Source organism: Aeromicrobium sp. P2_G6 (genome assembly GCF_056403535.1).
This window is the reverse complement of sequence record NZ_JBFUFH010000003.1, coordinates 227,581-248,167: the sequence shown is the minus strand read 5'-3', so window position 1 is coordinate 248,167 and position 20,587 is coordinate 227,581. Positions and strand designations below refer to the sequence as shown.

Annotated in this window: 21 protein-coding genes; 14 read left to right on the top strand and 7 right to left on the bottom strand. The window is 68.4% G+C overall.

The window, feature by feature from the left end:
- Positions 1–138 precede the first annotated feature (138 nt).
- The 9 genes from ahcY to secA all read left to right on the top strand — a co-directional run bounded on the left by ahcY (position 139) and on the right by secA (position 11,895).
- Entirely contained in the window at positions 139–1,566 is a 1,428-nt protein-coding gene (gene ahcY, locus AC1DVU_RS12130; protein ID WP_476922693.1) for an adenosylhomocysteinase, read from the top strand.
- 79 nt (positions 1,567–1,645) lie between these two features.
- Positions 1,646–2,344 (top strand): MtrAB system response regulator MtrA, encoded by a 699-nt coding sequence (gene mtrA / locus AC1DVU_RS12125; RefSeq protein ID WP_476922692.1) that lies wholly within the window; start codon positions 1,646–1,648, stop codon positions 2,342–2,344.
- 34 nt (positions 2,345–2,378) lie between these two features.
- Entirely contained in the window at positions 2,379–3,908 is a 1,530-nt protein-coding gene (gene mtrB, locus AC1DVU_RS12120; RefSeq protein WP_476922691.1) for an MtrAB system histidine kinase MtrB, read from the top strand.
- On the top strand, positions 3,905–5,665 hold the full coding sequence (locus AC1DVU_RS12115; protein WP_476922690.1) for an LpqB family beta-propeller domain-containing protein: 1,761 nt from the start codon (positions 3,905–3,907) through the stop codon (positions 5,663–5,665). Before mtrB ends, AC1DVU_RS12115 begins: the two co-directional genes overlap by 4 nt.
- A gap of 60 nt (positions 5,666–5,725) precedes the next feature.
- Positions 5,726–6,433 (top strand): ComF family protein, encoded by a 708-nt coding sequence (locus AC1DVU_RS12110; protein WP_476922689.1) that lies wholly within the window; start codon positions 5,726–5,728, stop codon positions 6,431–6,433.
- Positions 6,434–6,551: 118 nt separating this feature from the next.
- Positions 6,552–7,178 (top strand): ribosome hibernation-promoting factor, HPF/YfiA family, encoded by a 627-nt coding sequence (hpf, locus tag AC1DVU_RS12105; protein ID WP_476922688.1) that lies wholly within the window; start codon positions 6,552–6,554, stop codon positions 7,176–7,178.
- Between the two features lie 42 nt (positions 7,179–7,220).
- Complete coding sequence (locus tag AC1DVU_RS12100; RefSeq protein WP_476922687.1) at positions 7,221–7,883, top strand: response regulator; 663 nt, start codon at positions 7,221–7,223, stop codon at positions 7,881–7,883.
- 44 nt (positions 7,884–7,927) lie between these two features.
- Positions 7,928–9,139, top strand: a complete 1,212-nt coding sequence (locus AC1DVU_RS12095) for a winged helix-turn-helix domain-containing protein (protein ID WP_476922686.1) — start codon at positions 7,928–7,930, stop codon at positions 9,137–9,139.
- Positions 9,140–9,174: 35 nt separating this feature from the next.
- Positions 9,175–11,895, top strand: a complete 2,721-nt coding sequence (gene secA / locus AC1DVU_RS12090) for a preprotein translocase subunit SecA (protein ID WP_476922685.1) — start codon at positions 9,175–9,177, stop codon at positions 11,893–11,895.
- A gap of 73 nt (positions 11,896–11,968) precedes the next feature.
- Here secA and AC1DVU_RS12085 read toward each other — a convergent pair whose 3' ends face one another.
- From AC1DVU_RS12085 to AC1DVU_RS12075, 3 genes are all read right to left on the bottom strand, one after another.
- The gene (locus tag AC1DVU_RS12085) at positions 11,969–12,358 is read right to left on the bottom strand and encodes a VOC family protein (RefSeq protein WP_476922684.1); all 390 of its coding nucleotides are present in this window, start codon (positions 12,356–12,358) and stop codon (positions 11,969–11,971) included.
- A gap of 62 nt (positions 12,359–12,420) precedes the next feature.
- Positions 12,421–12,903, bottom strand: a complete 483-nt coding sequence (locus AC1DVU_RS12080) for an Rv3235 family protein (protein WP_476922683.1) — start codon at positions 12,901–12,903, stop codon at positions 12,421–12,423.
- Positions 12,900–13,493 (bottom strand): LysM peptidoglycan-binding domain-containing protein, encoded by a 594-nt coding sequence (locus tag AC1DVU_RS12075; protein WP_476922682.1) that lies wholly within the window; start codon positions 13,491–13,493, stop codon positions 12,900–12,902. The genes AC1DVU_RS12080 and AC1DVU_RS12075 overlap by 4 nt, the downstream gene beginning before the upstream one ends.
- Positions 13,494–13,630: 137 nt before the next feature.
- Here AC1DVU_RS12075 and AC1DVU_RS12070 point away from each other — a divergent pair, with 137 nt between their 5' ends.
- Positions 13,631–14,134 carry a hypothetical protein gene (locus AC1DVU_RS12070; protein ID WP_476922681.1) on the top strand — a complete coding sequence of 168 codons (504 nt, stop codon included), beginning with the start codon at positions 13,631–13,633 and terminating at the stop codon, positions 14,132–14,134.
- Here the strand turns inward: AC1DVU_RS12070 and AC1DVU_RS12065 are convergent.
- Positions 14,118–14,369, bottom strand: coding sequence for a helix-turn-helix domain-containing protein (locus tag AC1DVU_RS12065; protein ID WP_476922680.1), 252 nt, complete (start codon positions 14,367–14,369; stop codon positions 14,118–14,120). The genes AC1DVU_RS12070 and AC1DVU_RS12065 overlap by 17 nt on opposite strands.
- A gap of 109 nt (positions 14,370–14,478) precedes the next feature.
- Between AC1DVU_RS12065 and AC1DVU_RS12060 the strand changes: the two genes are divergently transcribed.
- The 4 genes from AC1DVU_RS12060 to AC1DVU_RS12045 are packed head-to-tail and all read left to right on the top strand — an operon-like array spanning position 14,479 to position 18,039.
- On the top strand, positions 14,479–15,141 hold the full coding sequence (locus AC1DVU_RS12060; RefSeq protein ID WP_476922679.1) for a hypothetical protein: 663 nt from the start codon (positions 14,479–14,481) through the stop codon (positions 15,139–15,141).
- Positions 15,141–16,289 carry a CpaE/TadZ family protein gene (locus AC1DVU_RS12055; protein WP_476922678.1) on the top strand — a complete coding sequence of 383 codons (1,149 nt, stop codon included), beginning with the start codon at positions 15,141–15,143 and terminating at the stop codon, positions 16,287–16,289. The genes AC1DVU_RS12060 and AC1DVU_RS12055 overlap by 1 nt, the downstream gene beginning before the upstream one ends.
- A gap of 41 nt (positions 16,290–16,330) precedes the next feature.
- Positions 16,331–17,734, top strand: coding sequence for a WS/DGAT/MGAT family O-acyltransferase (locus AC1DVU_RS12050; RefSeq protein ID WP_476922677.1), 1,404 nt, complete (start codon positions 16,331–16,333; stop codon positions 17,732–17,734).
- A complete protein-coding gene (locus AC1DVU_RS12045; protein ID WP_476922676.1) occupies positions 17,731–18,039 on the top strand; it encodes a hypothetical protein in 309 nt (102 codons plus the stop codon). The genes AC1DVU_RS12050 and AC1DVU_RS12045 overlap by 4 nt, the downstream gene beginning before the upstream one ends.
- Before the next feature lie 10 nt (positions 18,040–18,049).
- On the opposite strand, the gene AC1DVU_RS12040 is transcribed toward AC1DVU_RS12045, so the two are convergent.
- From AC1DVU_RS12040 to AC1DVU_RS12030, 3 genes are all read right to left on the bottom strand, one after another.
- The gene (locus AC1DVU_RS12040) at positions 18,050–18,535 is read right to left on the bottom strand and encodes a DUF2505 domain-containing protein (RefSeq protein ID WP_476922675.1); all 486 of its coding nucleotides are present in this window, start codon (positions 18,533–18,535) and stop codon (positions 18,050–18,052) included.
- Positions 18,532–19,278, bottom strand: coding sequence for a PspA/IM30 family protein (locus AC1DVU_RS12035; RefSeq protein ID WP_476922674.1), 747 nt, complete (start codon positions 19,276–19,278; stop codon positions 18,532–18,534). Before AC1DVU_RS12035 ends, AC1DVU_RS12040 begins: the two co-directional genes overlap by 4 nt.
- A 93-nt stretch (positions 19,279–19,371) precedes the next feature.
- Positions 19,372–20,550 (bottom strand): glycosyltransferase, encoded by a 1,179-nt coding sequence (locus tag AC1DVU_RS12030; RefSeq protein ID WP_476922673.1) that lies wholly within the window; start codon positions 20,548–20,550, stop codon positions 19,372–19,374.
- Positions 20,551–20,587 lie beyond the last annotated feature (37 nt).

Genomic DNA, 20,587 nt, shown 5'->3' with positions numbered 1-20,587 from the left:
GCCGTGACCCCCGTCACAGTTCCACTTCGAAGGTACGCCCGGGTGGGCACGCGCGAAAGTTGGGGGTGGTCATGTCGCCTCGCTCACATGTTTGCGCCGATTCGGTGCGAGTCACTACCCGCCGGTACGCTGTCGATCATGGATTACAACGTCGCAGACCTCTCCCTGGCGGAGTTCGGTCGCAAGGAAATTGACCTCGCCGAGCACGAGATGCCGGGACTCATGGCCATGCGCGAGCGCTACGGCAAGGACAAGCCGCTCGCCGGAGCCCGCATCGCCGGGTCGCTGCACATGACGATTCAGACGGCCGTGCTCATCGAGACCCTCGTGGACCTCGGCGCCGACGTGCGCTGGGCSWCGTGCAACATCTTCTCGACSCAGGACCACGCCGCGGCGGCTGTCGTCGTCGGCCGTGACGGCACCGTCGACAACCCGCAGGGCACCCCGGTGTTCGCATGGAAGGGCGAGACGCTCGCCGAGTACTGGGACGAGGCCGAGAAGGTCTTCGACTTCCCCGAGGGTGGCCCCAACGTCCTGCTCGACGACGGTGGCGACATCACGATGCTGCTGCACCTCGGCGTCGAGTACGAGAAGACCGGCTCCGTGCCGTCGCAGGACAGCACCGACAACGAGGAGTTCAAGGAGGTGCTGCGTGTCCTGGCCCGTTCGGTCGCCAACAAGCCGCAGCACTGGACCAACATCTCCAAGGACATCAAGGGCGTCTCCGAGGAGACCACCACCGGCGTGCTCCGCCTCTACGACCGCTTCCGTGAGGGCACGCTGCTCTTCCCGGCGATCAACGTCAACGACTCGGTCACCAAGAGCAAGTTCGACAACAAGTACGGCTGCCGCCACTCGCTGATCGACGGTCTCAACCGCGCGACCGACGTCATGATCGGCGGCAAGGTCGCCGTCGTCTGTGGCTACGGCGACGTCGGCAAGGGTTCCGCCGAGTCGCTGCGTGGCCAGGGCGCGCGCGTCATCATCACCGAGATCGACCCGATCTGCGCGCTGCAGGCAGCGATGGACGGCTACGAGGTCAAGCGCCTCGAGTCGGTCGTCGAGACCGCTGACATCTTTATCACGACCACGGGCAACTTCGACATCATCCGGGTCGAGCACTTCGAGAAGATGAAGCACCAGGCGATCGTCGGCAACATCGGTCACTTCGACAACGAGATCAACATGGCGGGCCTCGCCAAGATCCCCGGCATCGTCAAGGACGAGATCAAGCCGCAGGTCCACCAGTGGATCTTCCCCGACGGCAAGAAGCTCATCGTCCTGTCGGAGGGTCGTCTGCTCAACCTCGGCAACGCGACGGGTCACCCGTCGTTCGTCATGTCGAACTCGTTCACCAACCAGGTCCTGGCGCAGATCGAGCTGTTCAGCAAGGCCAGCCAGTACGAGCTGGGCGTCCACGTGCTGCCGAAGCACCTCGACGAAGAGGTCGCCCGTCTGCACCTCGATGCCCTCGGCGTCGAGCTGACCGAGCTCACCAAGGAGCAGGCCGCCTACCTCGGTGTCGACGTTGCTGGTCCCTACAAGTCGGATCACTACCGCTACTGAGTTCTGCGGACCACAGCTCCGGGCGCCAGGTGTTCGCATCTGGCGCCCGTCGCTGTACCAGGCTCCGTATCATCTATCTATGAGCTATCGACGCACGAAGCGTGATCGCGTGCTCGTCGTCGACGATGACGCCTCGCTGGCCGAGATGCTCACGATCGTCCTCGAGGGCGAGGGACTCACCGCGGCCGTGTGCCGCTCCGGCGATCGGGTCATGGCGGCATTCATGCAGTTCAAGCCCGATGTCGTGCTGCTGGACCTGATGCTGCCGGGCCTCGACGGCATGAGTGTGTGCCGCCAGATCCGCGAGAAGTCGGCCGTCCCGATCATCATGCTGACCGCCAAGTCGGACACCCCTGATGTCGTCGCCGGGCTCGAGGCGGGCGCCGACGACTACATCACCAAGCCGTTCAAGAACACCGAGCTGGTCGCCCGTGTCCGGGCCCGGCTCCGCCGCTCGGACCAGCTCGCCGAGCCGCTGATCTTCGGTGACATCGTGCTGGACCCGGCCGGGCACACCGTGACGCGCAAGGGCGAGCCGCTCGAGCTCACGCCGTTGGAGTTCGACCTGCTGGCCTGCCTGCTCAGCGATCCTGCGCAGGTCTTCACCCGGGAGACGTTGCTGCAGAAGGTCTGGGGCTATCACCACCCCGGTGACACCAAGCTCGTCAACGTCCACATGACGCGTCTGCGGTCCAAGATCGAGGACGATGCCGAGAACCCGCAGATCATCCGCACCGTGCGCGGCGTCGGCTACCAGGCGATCACGCCACCGGCATGACTCAGCAACGCCCCTCCGGGGAGGCGTGCCCTAGATGCGGCGCCTGACCCGCATCTGGCGCCGATCGATCCAGGCCAGGGTCGTGACCAGCACGATCGTGCTCAGCGCCCTGGTCATCTCGCTGACCGGCTGGGCCCTCCTGCGAGACGTGGCCGGCGGCCTGGCCGACAGCCGGCGGGTCGCGGCGATCTCCGAGGCTCGGTCCGGGTTCGACTATGCGCAGACCCAGCTCGACGCGACCGTCGAGACCGAGCCCGCGACCCAGTCCCAGGCTCTGACCCAGATGGTCGACTCACTCACGAGCTCGCGCGGCGCCAAGCGTACGTACGAGCTGGTGCTCGAGGGTCCGTTGCTCACCGGCACCGGCGAGGTCCCCGTACGCTCGTCAGCCGCGATCGAGCCGGGATCGCTCCCGGCTGACCTCGACAAGGCCGTCAAGGCCAAGCCGGGGACCTACTGGCGCTACTCCGACCTGACTCTCCTGGGCTCGTCAGATACGGATCCGTCGGTCGTGGTCGGCAGCCAGCTGCGCGCGCCCGGGACCGGCGACACCTACGCGCTGTACTACTTGTTCTCGATGGAGGACCAGCAAAAGACGCTGGATCTCGTGCGCCGGGCGCTCCTGCTCGGCGGACTGGCGATGGTGCTGATGGTCGGTGGCGTCGCGTGGCTCGTGTCGCGGCAGGTGCTGGATCCCGTACGGCTCGCGCGCCGCATCGCCGAGCGCTATGCCAGCGGCAACCTCGAGCAGCGCATGCACGTCAGCGGTGAGGACGACATCGCCCGCCTGAGCTCGTCGTTCAACCAGATGGCGGCGAGCCTGCAGAGCCAGATCCGCCGCCTGGAGAACCTGTCGAGGCTGCAGCAACGCTTCGTGTCCGACGTCTCGCACGAGCTGCGCACGCCGCTCACGACGGTGCAGATGGCCAGTGAGGTGCTGTACGACTCGCGAGACCGCTTCGACCCGCAGACGGCCCGATCCGCCGAGCTGCTCAAGGGCGAGCTCGACCGCTTCGAGTCGCTGCTGTCGGACCTGCTGGACCTCAGCCGTTTCGACGCGGGAGCGGCCAGGCTCGAGCTCGACACGATCGACCTCAGCCAGGTCGCGCGGCACTCCGCTGAGGACCCGACGGTCGCCCGCAAGGGCATCGAGGTCAAGCTCATCGGCGTCGACCAGCAAGCGATCGTGGAGGCCGACATCCGTCGGATCGACCGCATCGTGCGCAACCTGCTGACGAATGCCGCCAAGTACAGCGGATCGTCACGCATCGAGGTCGAGGTCGCCCAGAACGAAGAGTGCGTCTCGTTCGCGGTGCGCGACTTCGGGGTCGGCCTCTCGGGTGACGAGAACCTCCGGGTCTTCGACCGGTTCTGGCGCGCCGATCCCGCGCGTACGCAGGGCGGTACGGGTCTGGGCCTCGCGATCTCCCGTGAGGACGCGGCGCTGCACGGCGGGACGCTGCAGGCCTGGGGCCGGCCGGGAGAGGGCAGCGAGTTCGTCCTCACGATCCCCAAGCCCGAGGGCGCGGCCAAGCATCCCGCCATCGTCTCGGTGTTCGCATGAACTTCACCCCACGAAACCGCTCGCGCACCTTGGCGCTCGCGATCCTCACGCTCCTGGCGGTGTCCGCATGTGCCGGCATCCCCTCGTCCGGCCCGGTCACCAGGGTCGCCGATGACGGCGGCCTGGGCGAGAGCACGGTGCGCTACTCGCCGGCGCGCCCCGCCGAGGGTGCCTCGCCGCAGCAGATCGTGCGGGGCTACCTGGACGCGATGCTGGCCTACCCGTCGTCCTCAGGCACCGCCACGGCCTTCCTGACGCCCTCCGGCGCCAAGAAGTGGAGCCCGTCGGCTGGAGTGCGGATCTACTCCTCGATCGGGATCTCCAGCCCGACGCTGGCGGCCGGTGAAGACGGTGAGACGACGGACAAGACCCGCAATCCCGTCGAGCTCCAGACCCGTCTCGTCGTGGACGCAAGCCTCGACCAGCAGGGCCACTACACGCGGACCGCCCGTCCCGCAGAGCTCACCTACCGGCTCGAGCGCGTCGACGGCGAGTGGCGTATCGCCAATCCGCAGGCCGGCCTCCTCGTGAGCCGGAAGTTCTTCGACGACTACTTCCGCCCGTTCAACATCTACAACTTCGACAGCTCGGGTCGCAGGCTCGTTCCGGACCCCGTGCATCTCCTCGTGGGCGACCAGCTCGCCACGGGGCTCGTCACCAGCCTGGCGCGGGGCCCGGACGCGTCGACGGGCGGGGCGGTTCGCACCTACGTGCCGCCGCTGGACTCGCTGCGACCGTCAGTGCCGGTGTCCGACGACGGCGTCGCGGACGTGGAGTTCAGCGCGGACTTCTCGGCGATGGGCGAGTCGGCCCGCGACCGCCTGTCAGCCCAGGTCGTGTGGACGCTGCGCCAGGTCCCGGACGTGACGGCCGTACGACTTGCCGGCTCGTCGACGGTGCTCTCGGGTGCCAGCGGCCCTCAGGACGTCGGCTCCTGGGGCGGGTACGGCCCGAGCATCGCGCGAGGGCATGCCTACGCGATCAGCGACGACCGAGTCGTACAGATCGACGACAACAGCGTCAAGCGACTCAGTGGGGCCTGGGGACGGGATGCGCGCGGTGCGGTGTCCATCGGCGTCTCCGAGGACGGTGTCGCCGGTGTGCTCGCGGGACGCGCGCTCGTGCGGGTCACCAACCGCAAGGGCACCGCGGCTCGTACGTTCGCCGGTTCGCAGTTCATCACGCCGCAGTGGGACGGCGACGGCAACGTCTGGCTGCTTGACCGCCAAGGCTCCCGGACCCGCGTCCGGCTGGTCAGCGGAGACCGGGTCAGGACGCTCAACACCGGCCGGCTGGCTGGTCTTGACGTCACGGCGTTCGCCTTGTCACCCGACGGTTCGCGCTACGTCGTCACGGCACAAGGCGCCGCCGGGCCCTCGATCCGCATCGGCTGGGTCAAACGCAACGCCAGCGATCGCATCCTGGGCCTCGGCGACCCCAGCGAGGTCTACACGCCTGCCCGGTTGCCGCGTTCGGTGTCCTGGTCATCGGGCACCGAGCTCACCTACCTCGCCGAGAGCCAGTCCGGCCGGCAGGTCTACACCACGGCGATCGACGGGTCGTCGACCTCCGGCGGGCTGTCCCGTGGAGGCGCCTTGCTGCCTGACGTACGTCCGATCGCGCTGGCGATCGGTGTGGGTCCGAGCCCCAACCGCTATGCGACGGATGCCCGCGGCCGGCTGTGGTTCCTGGAGCCGGGCGAGTCGTGGCAGCTGTTGGCCGGCACGAAGGTCACAGGCCTGACGTACGGCCGCTGACGTCCACAGCGTCGTCGCGGCCACGTGCGGGGGAGTGGTCCGTGTCGCCATGCTCGAGGGATGCGTGACCTCCTCGTCCCGGCCGCCGATCTCCTGCTCGGCGCCCAGTGCGCCGGTTGCGGCCGGCCGGCGCTGACCCTGTGTCGTACGTGCGGCGATGCCATCCGCCCTGAACCCGCTGTCGCCTGGCCGAAGCCGTGTCCACGTACGCTGCGCCGACCCACCCGCGTGACCCCGATCGCCGCAGGCGCCAATGCCGACGTCCTGCGGCGTGTGCTCGTGGCGTGGAAGGAGGCCGGCAACACGCGCTTGACCTCGGTGCTCGACCACCTCCTCGCGGCGTCAGTCGTCGAGCACGCCCGCCCGGCTCATCCGATCGTGCTCGTCCCGGTCCCCACATCGCGGCGCAGCAGGCGAGAGCGCGGCTGCGACCTCGTCGACGAGCTCGCCCGCTCTGCCGTGCGCCTTCTGCGGCGGGTCGGGATCGACGCGCAGGTCTCCCAGGCCCTCGCGCCCGCAAGGGCGACAGCCGACCAGGTCGGGCTCAGCGCTGCCGAGCGCGCGGACAACCTGTACGGCGCCTTCAGGTTGCGCACGACGAGGGCTCTGGCGGGCCGGGACGTCCTCGTGGTCGACGACATCCTGACGACCGGGGCGACCGTCTCGGAGGCTGTGCGGGTCCTCGGCGCGGCCGGTCACCGACCCGTCGGCGTCGCGGTCATCGCGGCAACCCCTCGCATTCCAGAGCTTCGCCACGAACTTTCCTGAGCATCGCAGATGAAGTTGTCGGCCACTCTGGTGATTCCTTGGAGGGCGGTCTACCGTCACAGGTATGGCATGACAGCTGCGCCGAATTCGAGCGCGACACCGAGGCAAGGGAGTTCCCATGGAAATTGTCGTCAACGGTCGCAACAGCGAAATCTCCGAACGCTTCCGCGAGCACGTCGAGGAAAAGCTTCTCCGGCTCGAGAAGTACGACTCCCGTCAGAAGATCAGTCGCGTCGAGGTCGAGGTCACGCACGAGAAGAATCCACGTCAGCAGGACACCGCGGCCAAGGTCGAGATGACACTGCGATCCAGGGGCCCGGCGGTGCGCGCCGAGGCAGCCTCCACCGACCAGCACTCGGCCCTCGATGCCGCGATCGACAAGCTCGAGTCCCGCCTGCGGCGCTCCGTCGACCGGAGCCGCATCCACCACGGCCGGCACGCCCCGACGTCCCTGTCGTCGGCCGCCGCCGAGCTCCCACTGGAAGGTCTCCAGACCGACGAGCCCGTCGACGACGTTCCCGCCGGGCAGACCTCACCGATCGACTCCGAGGGTGACTGCCCCATCGTGGTGCGCGAGAAGACGCACCAGGCTCCGGCGATGACGCTCGACCAGGCGATGTACGAGATGGAGCTCGTCGGCCACGACTTCTACCTGTTCCTCGAGAAGGATTCGATGCGGCCGAGCGTGGTCTATCTGCGCAAGGGTTACGACTACGGCGTCATCCACCTCGATGTCACTGAGTAGCCCTTGCCAGCATCCTGACCCATCCCGTGGCATGATCGGAACGTGACTTCTCGGGACACAAGCATTCGGGTGCTACTGGTTGACGACCAGGAGTTGTTCCGACGTGGCGTGAAGATGGTGTTGGGTGCCGACGACGCACTCGAGCTCGAAGAGGTCGACGACGGCGACAAGGCGCTCGAGATGGTCGCCGAGAACCCCTACGACATCGTGCTGCTCGACGTACGCATGCCGGGCCGCAGCGGTGTCGAGGTGTGCGCTGCGATCAAGGAGATCTCGCCGACCACGGGCATCATCATGCTCACGGCGAGCGACGACGAGTCCGATCTCTACGAGTCGATCCGCAGCGGTGCCTCGGGCTATCTGCTCAAGGACGGCTCGACCTACGAGCAGGTCGCCGAGGCCGTACGCCTCGTCGCCTCGGGCCAGTCGTTGATCAGCCCCAGCATGGCGACCAAGCTGCTCGACGAGTTCGTCCACATGTCCAAGAGCCCGGCGCCGACGACGAACCTCACGCCGCGTGAGCTCGGCGTCCTGCGCCACGTCGCTCGCGGACGGAGCAACCGCGAGATCGCCGAAGAGCTGTTCATCAGCGAGAACACCGTCAAGAACCACATCCGCAACATCCTCGAGAAGCTGCAGATGAAGTCGCGCATGGAAGCTGCGATGTACGCCGTGCGCAGCAAGCTCGTCGACGACATCCCATGATGTCAGCGCTCTAAATGTCGGCCCTGTAGACGACGATCGGGTCCATGAACCTGACCACGACGCAGGCCCGTCGGATCGCGCTGGCTGCCCAGGGGTTCACCCGCCCACGTCCGGGCCTCGACGGAGACGTCGCGTCGCGCCACGTCAACCGCGTCATCGAGCGCCTCGGGTTCTTCCAGATCGACTCGGTCAACGTGCTGGCCCGGGCGCACTACATGCCGCTGTTCTCACGCTTGGGGCCATACGACCAAGAGCTGCTGCACCGCGCGGCATCCCGCCGGCCGCGCAGGCTGTTCGAATACTGGGCGCACGAGGCAGCGCTCGTCGACATCAAGCTCTGGCAGGCATTCCAGTTCCGCATGCAGGCCGGCGCGCGCATGTGGGGCAACATGGCGCGGATCAGCCAGGAGAAGCCCGAGTTCGTCGCGTGGGTGCTGGACGAGGTGCGCGACAAAGGGCCGCTGACCGCTCGCGAGGTCGAGCACGATGCGCCACGCGACAAGGACAACTGGGGCTGGAACTGGTCCGAGGTCAAAATGGCCCTCGAATACCTCTTCTACAAGGGGCAGGTCACTGCCGCCAGGCGCAACTCGGCGTTCGAACGGGTCTACGACCTGCCTGAGCGGGTCATCCCGCAGGCCCAGCTGGACGAGCCGCCGCTCGACCCGGCGGGCGCCCATCGAGTGCTGGTCAGCCACGCCGCCCGTGCACTGGGCGTCGGCACGGCCCAGTGCCTGCGCGACTACTTCCGCATGGCGCCCGAGCCCACCAAGGCGGCGATCGAGGACCTCGTCGAGACCGGAGAGCTCGTCCCGGTCACGATCTCGGGCTGGAAGCGTCCGGCATACCTGCATCGTGACGCCGTGCGTCCCCGCAAGGTGAGCGCCAGGGCGCTGCTGAGCCCGTTCGACCCCTTGGTGTTCGAGCGCACGCGGACCGAGCAGCTCTTCGACTTCCGCTACCGCATCGAGATCTACGTCCCCGCCGACAAGCGTGTGCACGGCTACTACGTTCTGCCGTTCCTGCTGGGCGACCGGCTGGTCGCGCGGGTCGACCTCAAGGCCGATCGCCAGAGCGGCGCGCTCCTGGTGCACGGGGCGTGGGCGGAGTCGCACGCGCCCGCCGAGACCGCTGACGAGCTCGCTGCGGAGCTGTGGCTCATGGCCGGGTGGCTCGGGCTCGAGAGTGTCGTGCCGCCGGACAAGGGTGATCTGGCTGGGGAACTCACGAAGTCTCTTGCACGTCACCTAGACTGAACAGGCTCTCAATTCTTTCTCCAGGAAGTACTTTCGTGCCCAAGGTCATCGACAAGATCCTTCGCATGGGCGAAGGCAAGATCCTCAAGCAGCTCCAGGCGGTCGCCAAGCAGGTCAACGCCCTCGAGGACGAGTTCCACGCCATGAGCGATGACGAGCTCCGCGGCATGACCGAGGAGTTCCGCACCCGCCTCGACGAGGGCGCGACGCTCGACGACCTGATGCCCGAAGCATTCGCGACCGTGCGCGAGGCTGCGCTGCGCGTGCTCGGCCAGCGGCACTTCGACGTCCAGATCATGGGCGGTGCGGCGTTGCACCTGGGCAACATCGCCGAGATGAAGACCGGTGAGGGCAAGACCCTGGTCTCGACCCTGCCTGCCTACCTCAACGCCCTCAGCGGCGACGGCGTCCACGTCGTGACGGTCAACGACTACCTCGCCAAGTACCACGCCGAGTGGATGGGCCGGGTGCACCACTTCCTCGGCCTGACCGTCGGCATGATCCTGCCGTCCATGTCGCCCAACGAGCGACGCGAGGCTTACGCCGCCGACATCACCTACGGCACCAAAAACGAGTTCGGCTTCGACTACCTGCGCGACAACATGGCTGACAACATCGCCGAGTGCGTCCAGCGCGGCCACAACTTCGCGATCGTCGACGAGGTCGACTCGATCCTCATCGACGAGGCCCGCACGCCGCTGATCATCTCGGGACCCACCGAGGAAGAGGTCAAGTGGTACGCCGAGTTCGCCAAGATCGTCGGAGCCATGAAGATCGACGAGCACTACGAGGTCGACGAGAAGAAGCGCACCATCGCGGTGACCGAGGAGGGCATCGACCGGGTCGAGGACCAGCTCGGCATCGAAAACCTCTATGACGCGGTCAACACGCCGTTGATCAGCTTCCTCAACAACGCCATCAAGGCCAAGGAGCTGTTCAAGAACGACAAGGACTACGTCGTGATGGAGGGCGAGGTGCTGATCGTCGACGAGCACACCGGCCGCATCCTCGACGGGCGCCGCTACAACGAGGGCCTGCACCAGGCGATCGAGGCCAAGGAGGGCGTGCGCATCCGCGAGGAGTACCAGACCCTCGCCACGATCACGCTGCAGAACTACTTCCGGCTCTACGACAAGCTCAGCGGCATGACCGGTACGGCGCTGACCGAGGCGTCGGAGTTCGACAAGATCTACAAGCTCGGCGTCGTGCCGATCCCGACCAACCGCGAGGTCGCCCGCGTCGACCAGCCCGACCTGGTCTACCGCACCGAGCAGGCGAAGTTCGACGCCGTCGTCGAGGACATCGTCGAGCGGCACTCCGCCGGCCAGCCGATCCTCGTCGGCACGACGAGCGTCGAGAAGAGCGAGCGGCTGTCCAAGCAGCTTAAGAAGCGCGGCGTCCCGCACGAGGTGCTCAACGCCAAGCAGCACGACCGCGAGGCGGCGATCGTCGCGATGGCCGGGCACAAGGGCGCCGTCACGGTCGCCACCAACATGGCCGGCCGTGGCACCGACATCATGCTCGGCGGCAGCGTCGAGTTCCTGGCCGACCAGGCGCTGCGCAAGCAGGGCCTCGACCCGCTCGAGGACTCCGAGGCATACGAAGCCGCGTGGCCCCGGACGCTCAAGCAGATGGAGGAGCAGGTCGCGGCCGAGCACGACGAGGTCGCCTCCGTCGGTGGCCTGGCCGTCATCGGCACCGAGCGTCACGAGTCCCGTCGCATCGACAACCAGCTGCGCGGCCGCTCGGGCCGTCAGGGCGACCCGGGTGAGACTCGCTTCTACCTGTCGCTCGAGGACGACCTCATGCGGCTGTTCAAGGCCGACTGGGTCAACTGGGTCCTGCAGACCATGAAGATCCCCGACGACGTGCCGATCGAGAACAAGCGCGTCACGGGCGCGATCGCCTCGGCGCAGGCCCAGGTCGAGGCGCAGAACTTCGACACCCGCAAGAACATCCTCAAGTACGACGACGTCATGAGCCGCCAGCGTGAGGTCATCTACGCCGAGCGCCGTCGGGTGCTCGAGGGCGAGGACATGCACGAGTGGGTCACCTCGATGATCAGCGAGGTCGCCGGTGCATACGTCCACGGTGCCACCGAGGGCTTCCCCGAGGAGTGGGAGCTCGACCAGCTGTGGACCGCTCTCGGAACGCTCTACCCGATCGGTGTGACCATCGAGGGCGTCGAGTCCGAGGTCGGCGGGCGCGAGGGTCTGTCACGGGAGTACCTCCAGGAGGTCATCGCCGAGGACGCCCTGGCGGCCTACGCCAAGCGCGAGGAGGATCTCGGCTCCGAGGTCATGCGTGAGCTCGAGCGTCGCGTCGTGATGAGTGTGCTCGACCGCAAGTGGCGTGAGCACCTCTACGAGATGGACTACCTGCGTGAGGGCATCGGTCTGCGGGCGTACTCACAGCGCGACCCTCTGGTGGAGTACCAGCGCGAGGGCTATGACCTGTTCAACGCCATGATGGAGGGCATCGCCGAGGAGTCGGTCGGGTTCTTGTTCAACCTCGACGTCCAGGTGGAGCAGGCCGCCGAGGAAGAACCGCAGCTGACCGCCAAGGGGTTGAGCGCCGACAAGAAGCCTCAGGCGCTGTCCTACTCCTCGCCGAGCGAAGCAGGCGAAGCCGAGGTGCGCGGTGAGACCGCGACTGAGGAGACGCCGGAGTCCGAGGCGCGCCGCCAGGCCAACGCCAAGAACAAGGCGCGGCAGAAGGCCAAGCAGCAGCGGAAGTCCCGCAAGAACAACCGTTAAACCGCGCGCACTTCACCGCACTTTGCCCGGGCGCACTCAGCGCGCTCGGGCATCGTTGCGTCGTACGCGCTGGTCAGTTCTCGACGCGCTCGTGCAGGCAGAGGATGTTGCCGTCGGGATCGCTGAACCATGCTGCCCGCTCGTCACCCATCTCGCAGATGTGGTTGACGGTCTTGAGGTCGGGCAAGTCGTAGTCCTCGAACCTGACGCCGTGGCCCTCGAGCTCGCTGATCTCTGACTCGATCCCGTGGACCTCGAAGCTCATCGCGGTGTTCTTGGACTGTGATCCGGCGGGCAGCTGGCGAAGGACGAGATGAGATCCGCCTCCGAGCTGGAACATCAGCTCGCCGGCGTCGTTGGCTCCTTCGAACGGCAGGCCGAGACGGTCGGCGTAGAACTCCTGCGCGGTGTCGGGGTTCGTGATCGGCAGCATCAGCTCGACTGGACTCTGGGCAATGGACATGGTGACCTCCTGGGTGAGATCTCTCCATCGTGCGCCTGGGCATTTCCACTGTCCATAGGTCGTCAGGCCCAGGTCAGGGCGGTGCACTTCCAGACCTGGTCGCCACGGTGGGTGGTCTGCAGCTCCAGGCGTACGGCGAGGGCGCGCGAACGGCCGCGGTGGACCATGCGGCCGGCGATCTCGGCTGCGCCCTCGTGGACCATTGCGACGTGGACCGACGCGATGCGGGCGCCGTGGCCTGATCGCGAGCGCAGCGGCACCCGCGCGTGGGCGGTCAGGCGACTCGTGAGCTGGTCGTAGACGTCGGGCGCCATCCACGCCGCCATCTGCCGAGCCGCCCGCTCGCCCGAGAGAACCTCGACGAGCGCCTGCATGAACCGTGCGGCGCGTTGGCGCATCGGCCGTGCATCGCCACGCTCGACCGGGACCGGCAACACGGGGCTCAGGCCGGGGAACGGCAGCGGGATCTGACCGGGTGCCGGTTCGACGGGGCCGGCGAACGATGGTTGGAGCGAGGGGACGAGCAGAGCGGTCGCGGTCTTCATGTGGGGTCCTTCCCGAGCGGCGGAGCGAGACGTTGCGTGGGGAAGATGAGGTTGGGATCGTCACCGATGACGTCACGATTGGCCGCGTGCCACTGGGCGCACGCCCGCGCGATCTGCGCGTTGGTGGCACCGGCCGGCAGGGAGCGCGCAGCGATGGCCCACAAGGTGTCGCCCGGACGTACGACCACGGCGGTCGGACCTGCGGAGACCGGGGACGGAGCCGCGACCGGGCGGTCCGGCAGCCGCAGGCCGACCAGGTCGTGGTGCGCAGGCCCGCTCGGCGGCATCACCCGATCGGCGTGCACCGGAGTCATCGCCAGCGCACCGGCCGTGCCCGCGAACAAGGCGCGGCGCAGCAGGCGAGGCGAGACCGCCCGGACCAGTGGGGCAGGTGCGTGCACCAAGAGGAGAACGACCGGGAGGAGCACCCAGGCCGAGAGGGCCAGCTGGACCAGGGTGCCGAGTCCGAGCAGCGCGGCGGAGAAGCTCGGCCCGTGCAGGTCGCTGGCCGCGCGGCTCGCGTCAGGAGCCAGCAGGGCCAGGCTCGGCCCGGCCAAGCCGGTCAGCACCCATCCAGCACGTGACAGCATGCTGACCCCCCGATCAGTTTGGCGACGTTTGATGACGTTTGATTACAGACAAGACCGTTTGGGGTTATCTGTCAACACGGTGTGCACAGCGTTGTTGACACTGTTGTGGTGGGGCGCGGCTGGGATAGCGTTCCGGCATGCGGTGGGAGCGGTTGTTCGCGGACCTGGAGGCGCAAGCGGCGGACCTCGAGCTCGACGAGCGCGACGCCCTGGTCGACGAGCTGCGGGACGGCGACTGGGCCGAGACGTCATGGCGACAGCTGCTCGGCGGTCGTGTCGTGCTGGCCGTGCGCGGTGCGGATCGCGTCGAGGGCCACGTGACGCTGGTCAACGACCGGCTCGTGCACCTGCGCGGCGACTCCATGGATCAGGTCGTCAACGCCGCCGCCGTCATGGCCGTGCACTCCAGCGAGCGTCGGGCGGATGAGCCGACCGCGGTCGGTGCGGCGCTCGGCTGGGGCCACGTGTTCCGGGCGCTGCGCGAGGCCGGCGACGAGATTCGCGTGCGGCTCGTCGACGGATCGGTCCGGAACGGCTCGGTGCTGGTGGCCGGACGCGACTTCGTACGCCTGAGGGCCGAATCAGGACGCGATCAGGTGGTGCCGTTCGACTCGATTGCAGTCGTCAGCGGTCGGACGTGACGTCGTCGTTGGAGGAGACGCGCTCGTCGGCGTCGTCTGGTGACTCGGCACGCGCGTACTGGCGCGCGATGTAGTCCTCGAGCTGATCGTTCTCGATGCGCCACTGGCCGCGGCCACCGATCTGGATGCCGCGCAGGTCGCCGGAGCGAACCAGTGCATACACCTGACGCACCGTGACGTTGAGGACCTCCGCGACGTCGGCCAGCGTGAGGAACCGCGGGCTGGTGGGAGGCATGGTTCTAGTTTCCCACGTCGCGGTGTCATCGTCGTCCCGGGTTCGGCTCATCTGTGGACAACCTGACTGGGGTATGGACGAAGTCTCGCGGAGTCTGTACAACCGATGCATGACGAACTGGCGGGGGCCTGGGGGATCAGGCAGGACATCAGCGCAGCGACTGCGCATCCGACCGTGGCGGGACCCACGACTCCTGATCGGGCTGCTGCTCGTGCTGGGGGCGACGCTCCTCGGTGCCCGCCTCGCGGCCGCCAGTGACGACACGGTCGAGTACTGGTCCGTGAGGTCCGCGGTCGCGCCTGGCGACCCGGTCAGCCGTGACGCGCTCCAGGCCACCCGCGTACGCCTGTCGTCGGCGACGAAGGGCAACTACCTCCGCACCGACGAGGAGTTCGAGGCGCCGCTGGACGACCTGGTCTGGGCGCACGGCGTCTCGGCCGGGTCGCTCGTCGACAAGAAGTCGCTCGTGCCTCGATCCACCACGACCCGCAGCCAGCTGCCGCTCAGCGTCGCCGACGGGGCTGCGCCGGCCGACCTGGACCGAGGTGACCTGGTCGACGTGTGGGTCGGGCCCGGGCCCGGCGACGAGCCGGTGGACAAGGCCAAGCTCGTGCTCGAGGCCGTGCGGGTCATCGAGTCGGGCGACGACGCGGCCGCCCTCAACGGCTCGCTCGCCCAGACCGTGCTCGTGGACGTGGACAAGTCACAGCTCCAAGGCGCTGTGGTCAGCACGGTCGCCGCCGGTCACGTGACGCTCGTCAGGGTGTCCTGATGGACGTGGTTCTCGCCGCTGGTGGTGCTCCGTGGGAGGCGGCCGCGATCCGCGAGATCGAGGGATCCGGGTCTCTCCGGCTCGTACGCCGGTGCGTCGACGTCGCTGACCTGCTGGCCGTAGCCGACACCGACCTGACGACGGCTGCCTTGGTCACGGCCGACCTGGCGGGTCTCGACGCCGATGCGGTCTACCGCCTCGAGCACGCCGGCATCCGCGTGGCAGCGGTCGAGTCCGACGAGGGGTTGTGCCGTGCCCTGGGCATCGAGCGCAGTCTGCGACTCGGGTCGCTGGACGTCGTCGCGCGCGATGCACCTGCGTCACGACAAGCGCTGCAGGAGGACCGCGCTCCGTTGATCGCGGTCTGGGGCCCGGCTGGCGCGCCGGGACGCAGCACCGTGGCGTTGGGCCTTGCCTCGGCCGCCGCTGCCCAGGGCACCGACACGGTGCTGGTCGACGCCGACACCTACGGCGGCTCGCTCGGCCAGGCCTTGTCGGTGCTCGACGACGTCAGCGGCTTGGTGGCCGCGTGCCGCGCCGCCAACACCGGACGGGCGGCCGAGGTCGCCGATCACCTGCTGGACATCGACGACAACCTTCGTCTGCTCACGGGCCTGCCGCGTGCCGACATGTGGCAGCAGGTGCGCACCGGGGCGTTCGAGCTCGTGCTGGCCCGCCTGCGCTCGGTCGCCGGACTCCTGGTCGTCGACTGTGGGTTCTCGCTCGAGTCGGGTTCGGGCCAGGCCGGCAACCGCAACCAGTCGACCCTGCAGGTCCTGGACCAGGCCGACGCCATCGTCGCCGTCGGCCGGCCCGACCCCGTGGGCCTCGCGCGGCTCGTGCGAGGTCTGCACGACCTGGCCGAGACGGTGCCGGGCCGCGTCCCGACCCTCGTCATCAACCTGACGCGTACGTCCTTGGGCTGGCGTGAGCGCGAGATCGACGCGACGCTTCGGCGACTCACCGGCATCGTGCCGACGACCTACTTGCCGTTCGACCAGTCCGGGCTCGACCTCGCCGCGGTCAGCGGCCGAACCCCGCGCGAGGTGGCGCCGTCGTCGCCGTTCGTGACCCGGATCGAGGTCCTGGCGAGGAGTCTTGTGTCACAGCTCGAAAACCCCGGCGTGCTCTCGGCTGCCGCACCATGACCCGGTGGTAACTTCTCTGCAGGACGTCCCCAAGGAGAGTCATGCAACGGTTGAGCCCGCTGGATGCGATGTTCCTGCAGCAGGACAGCCCGACCGTTCCCCGTCAGATTGCGTCGCTGGCGATCCTGGAGCCCGGTGAGCACCCGCTCGACTACGACCGCCTGATCCACGTGATCAACGAGCGCATCGACCTCGTCCCGCGCTACCGCCAGGTGCCGCGCACCGTCCCCGCCTCGCTCGGCACCCCCGTGTGGGTCGACGACGAGAACTTCGACATCTCGTTGCACGTACGCCGTTCGGCACTCCCGCGGCCCGGCACTGCCTCCGCGCTGCACGAGCTCGTCGGCCGCCTGATCGCCCGCCGGCTCGATCTCGACCGGCCGCTCTGGGAGCTCTACCTGATCGAAGGGCTCTCCGGAGGTCGTGTCGCGCTGCTGTTCAAGGCCCACCAGGCGTTGGTCGACGGCTCCGAGACGGTCGACCTCGCCCAAGTGCTGCTCGAGGAGACGGCGCACGACCGCGACATCCCTCACGAGGAGTGGAACCCGCGCTCCGAACCCCACGCCGCCGAGCTGGTCGTCGGCACGCTCAACCGCAACCTGCGCCATCCCGGCGAGGCGCTGCGGGTCGCCGAGCTCAACCTCGGCCGCATCGCCCGTCGGCTGCCGGTGATCGGCGTCGACGGCCAGCCGCCCAACAGCGTCCTGTCGACCGAGCTGTCGCGGCATCGCCGGTTCGCCTCGCTGGCCGCCAAGCTCGATGACTTCCGCCGCGTCCGCGAGGAGCATGGCGGCACGGTCAACGACGTGATTCTCGCGGCGATCGCCGGCGGCATCCGCGGCTGGATGCTGACCCGGGCCGAGCCGGTGACCCCCAAGACGAGCTTCCGCGCGATGGTGCCGATGTCGGTCGTCGCCGAGGACGGCCTGCCGACGTCGCTGGGCTCCAAGGTGCGCGGGCACCTGCTGTCGCTGCCGGTCGGCGAGTCCAATCCCGTCGTGCGGCTGCACCAGGTGTCGTACGCGCTCAAGGACCACCGCGAGACCGGCTCGGCGGTGGCCGCCAACAAGCTGGCCAACCTGCCCGGCTTCGCGACCTCGACGTTCCACGCGGTCGGGGCGCGGGTTGCGGACGCCGAGGCGGGCCGCGGCCACCAGATCGTCATCACCAACGTGCCCGGCCCGCAGGATCCCGTCTACATGGCAGGGGAGGCGGTCAGCGAGGTCTATCCGTGCATACCGCTCAGTGGCCGCCGCGCCGTCTCGATCGGGGTGACGTCCTACAACAGCATGGTGTTCTTCGGGATCGTCGCCGACCGGGAGGCTGTGCCCGACGTCGACGTGCTCGCGCAGTGCATCGAGGACGCGTTGCTCGAGCTGGTCGACTCCGTTGATGGCCGCCGCACCCGAGCGCCCCGTGGTCGCCAACGGCCGGCCAAGACATGAGGGTCTATCTCGCGGTCGGCCGTGAGGAGCTCACAGTCCTGGCGACGGGCGGGGCGGTCAGCGCTCCGGCGTTCCTGGCTGCATCGGAGGACGAGGAGGACGAGCTCGCGGCACTCGAGGAGGCGGCGGAGCACGCCGTCGCCGTCGCCGCTGCCGAGCTCGCCGATCCCGACGGACCGGTGACGCTCGACGACATCGTGTCGTTCCACCTCGACATCGACGGAACGGGAGACCTCGCGTGGTACGCCACGCAAGAGATCGACGCCGTGCTCAGCACCCTCACGGGGCCGGGCACGGCGTCGTGAGCCGTACGACCTAGAGCTTGGTCTGTCCGTACTCGACCTCTTCGCGCAGCGAGGACCGGATCGCCTTGGCGACCTCGGGCTCGATCTTCTTGCCGATGAACGGGATCGACACCTTGACGTCGCCGTTGAGGGTGAACGCCGTCGCGGCGCCGTTGGCAACCAGGTTGGCCTTGCCGGTCATCTCGGCGGGCTGGCCGATGATGCTGACCTTGACGTCGGCGCTGCGGTTGCCGCTGGCGTCGGGGCCGCTCCACACCTCGGTCTGCTTGACCTTGACAGTGCTGCCGGTCAGCTTCTTGACGAAGTCCGGCATGTCGGCCTCCTGCGTACGCACGACCGTCACGGTCGCTCCATCGCCGGCCGGCTCCACCGTGACCTCGTAGTCCATCGACCCCTGGTTGGCGCACGACTCGGTGCGGAACGCCTGATCGGTGATCAGGGCATAGACGGCCTCGACGTCGGCGCCTTCGTAGCTGAACGACTCGGTGAGCTTCATTCGGCCACCGGCTCGGTCGACGTTGTGCCGGCACCGAGGCTCTTGAGCTCGGACAGCCGGGCCTCGACCTCGGCATCGGTCGACGACGCCTCGAGCTCCTCCCACGGATCGGCCGTCGCCGCGTTGAGCTCAGCCTGTCCGGCAACCTGCGCCTCGGAGCGGCGTACCTTGTCCTCGAACCGGCCCAGCTCGCTGGTCGGGTCGAGCACATCGATCGACTTGACCGCGTCCTGGACCTTGGCCTGCGCCTCGGACATCTTGGCCCGGGCGACGAGCTGGTCGCGCTTGGTCTGCAGCTCGCCGAGCTTGGCCTGCATGCCGATCAGCCCGGTCTTGAGCTTCTCGACCGTCTCGTTCTGCGACGCGATCATCGGTGCAGCCTGCTTGGCCTCGGCCTCGAAGCCGATCTGCTTGGACAGCGCGATCTTGGCGAGCCGGTCGAACTTGTCGGCCTCGCCGGCCTGGCCCGAGGCGCGGAGCGAGTCGGCCTTCTGCGACGCGGCGAGCGCCTTCTGGCCCCATTCCTTGACCGCGGCGACGTCCTCGGCGTGGTCCGCCTCAGCCAGGCGGAGGTTGCCGATCGTCTGGGCGACGGCGTCCTCGGCCTCGGCGATCGAGTTCGTGTAGTCGCGCACGAGCTGGTCGAGCATCTTCTCCGGGTCCTCGGCCTTGTCGAGCAGGGCGTTGATGTTGGCGCGCGTCAACTGTCCGATGCGCCCGAGGATGGACTGTTTCTGAGCCATGGTCATCACTCTCTGTCAGGGATACTCGTCGTCTCCCGTCGATCTTGGTGCATCGCGGAGGCCGAGACAACCGGTTTCGGCGGCGTGGCCTGCTCAGACTGCGGTTTCCGGCTCTGCCCGTGCACCCCGGAAGATCCAGATCCGCATCAGGACGAATCGCATCACGGTGACGAACAGGTTCGCGGCGGTCAGCAGCACGACCTCGACCAGCGGATGCCCGTCGCCGCGCACCGCCCGCAGCGACCACAAGGCGCCGCTCGTCACGCCCAACCCGCAGGCGAACACGAGCAGGCCTTGCAGCTGATGGCGCAGCGCTCCGTCGGGCCCCCGGAACCCGAACGTGAACCGCCGGTTCGCGGCCGTGTTGGCGATCGCGGTCGCTGCGAGCGCGAGGGCGTTCGCCTCCTGGGCGCCGAGGCGGCCGCGCAAGGCGACGTACAGGACGCCGTACGCGAGCGTCGACAGGATCCCGATCAGCGCGAACACGACCATCTGCGCGCTGAGCCGGCCGCCGGCGCTGCGGGCGGTCGTACGCCCGAGCGCGCCCGCGACCTCCGCCAGCGGCACCCGCCCCCGCAGGAGGGCCCAGCCGAGCCGACCCATGCCGCGCAGGTCGGCCGTCGCGGTGCGCAGGATGTCGACCCGGCTGTCGGGGTCGTCGACCCAGTCGACTGGCACCTCGTGGATCCGCAGGCCGGCCCGCTCGGCGACGATCAGCAGCTCGGTGTCGAAGAACCACTCGTCGTCCTCGATGAGCGGCAGGAGCTGGGCCGCGACGTCACGGCGGATCGCCTTGAAGCCGCACTGGGCGTCGGAGAACCGGGCCCGGAGCGCTCCGCGGAGCATCACGTTGTACGTCCGGGAGATCAGCTCGCGCTTCGGCCCCCGTGTCGTGCGCGCCGACCGCGCCAACCGGGATCCGATGGCGAGATCGGAGTGCCCCGACAGGAGCGGCGCCACGAGCGGCAGCAATGCGTTGAGGTCGGTCGACAGGTCGACGTCCATGTAGACCAGCACCTCGGCGTCCGATCGCGACCAGGCTCGCTTGAGGGCTCGGCCGCGACCCTTCTGCGTCAGGGAGACGACCGAGACGTCCGGGTAGCGGTGCGCGAGCTGGTGGGCCAGCAGGCTGGTCCCGTCGGTGCTCGCGTTGTCCGCGATCGTCACCCGCGACGCGTACGGCAGGGTGCGCAGGTGCGCGCGCACGGTCTCGACCGACTGGACCAGCGTCCGCTCCTCGTTGAAGACCGGAATCACGATGTCCAGGACCACGCGACGTGGCCTGTCCGGAAGGGTCGCGGAGGAAGGC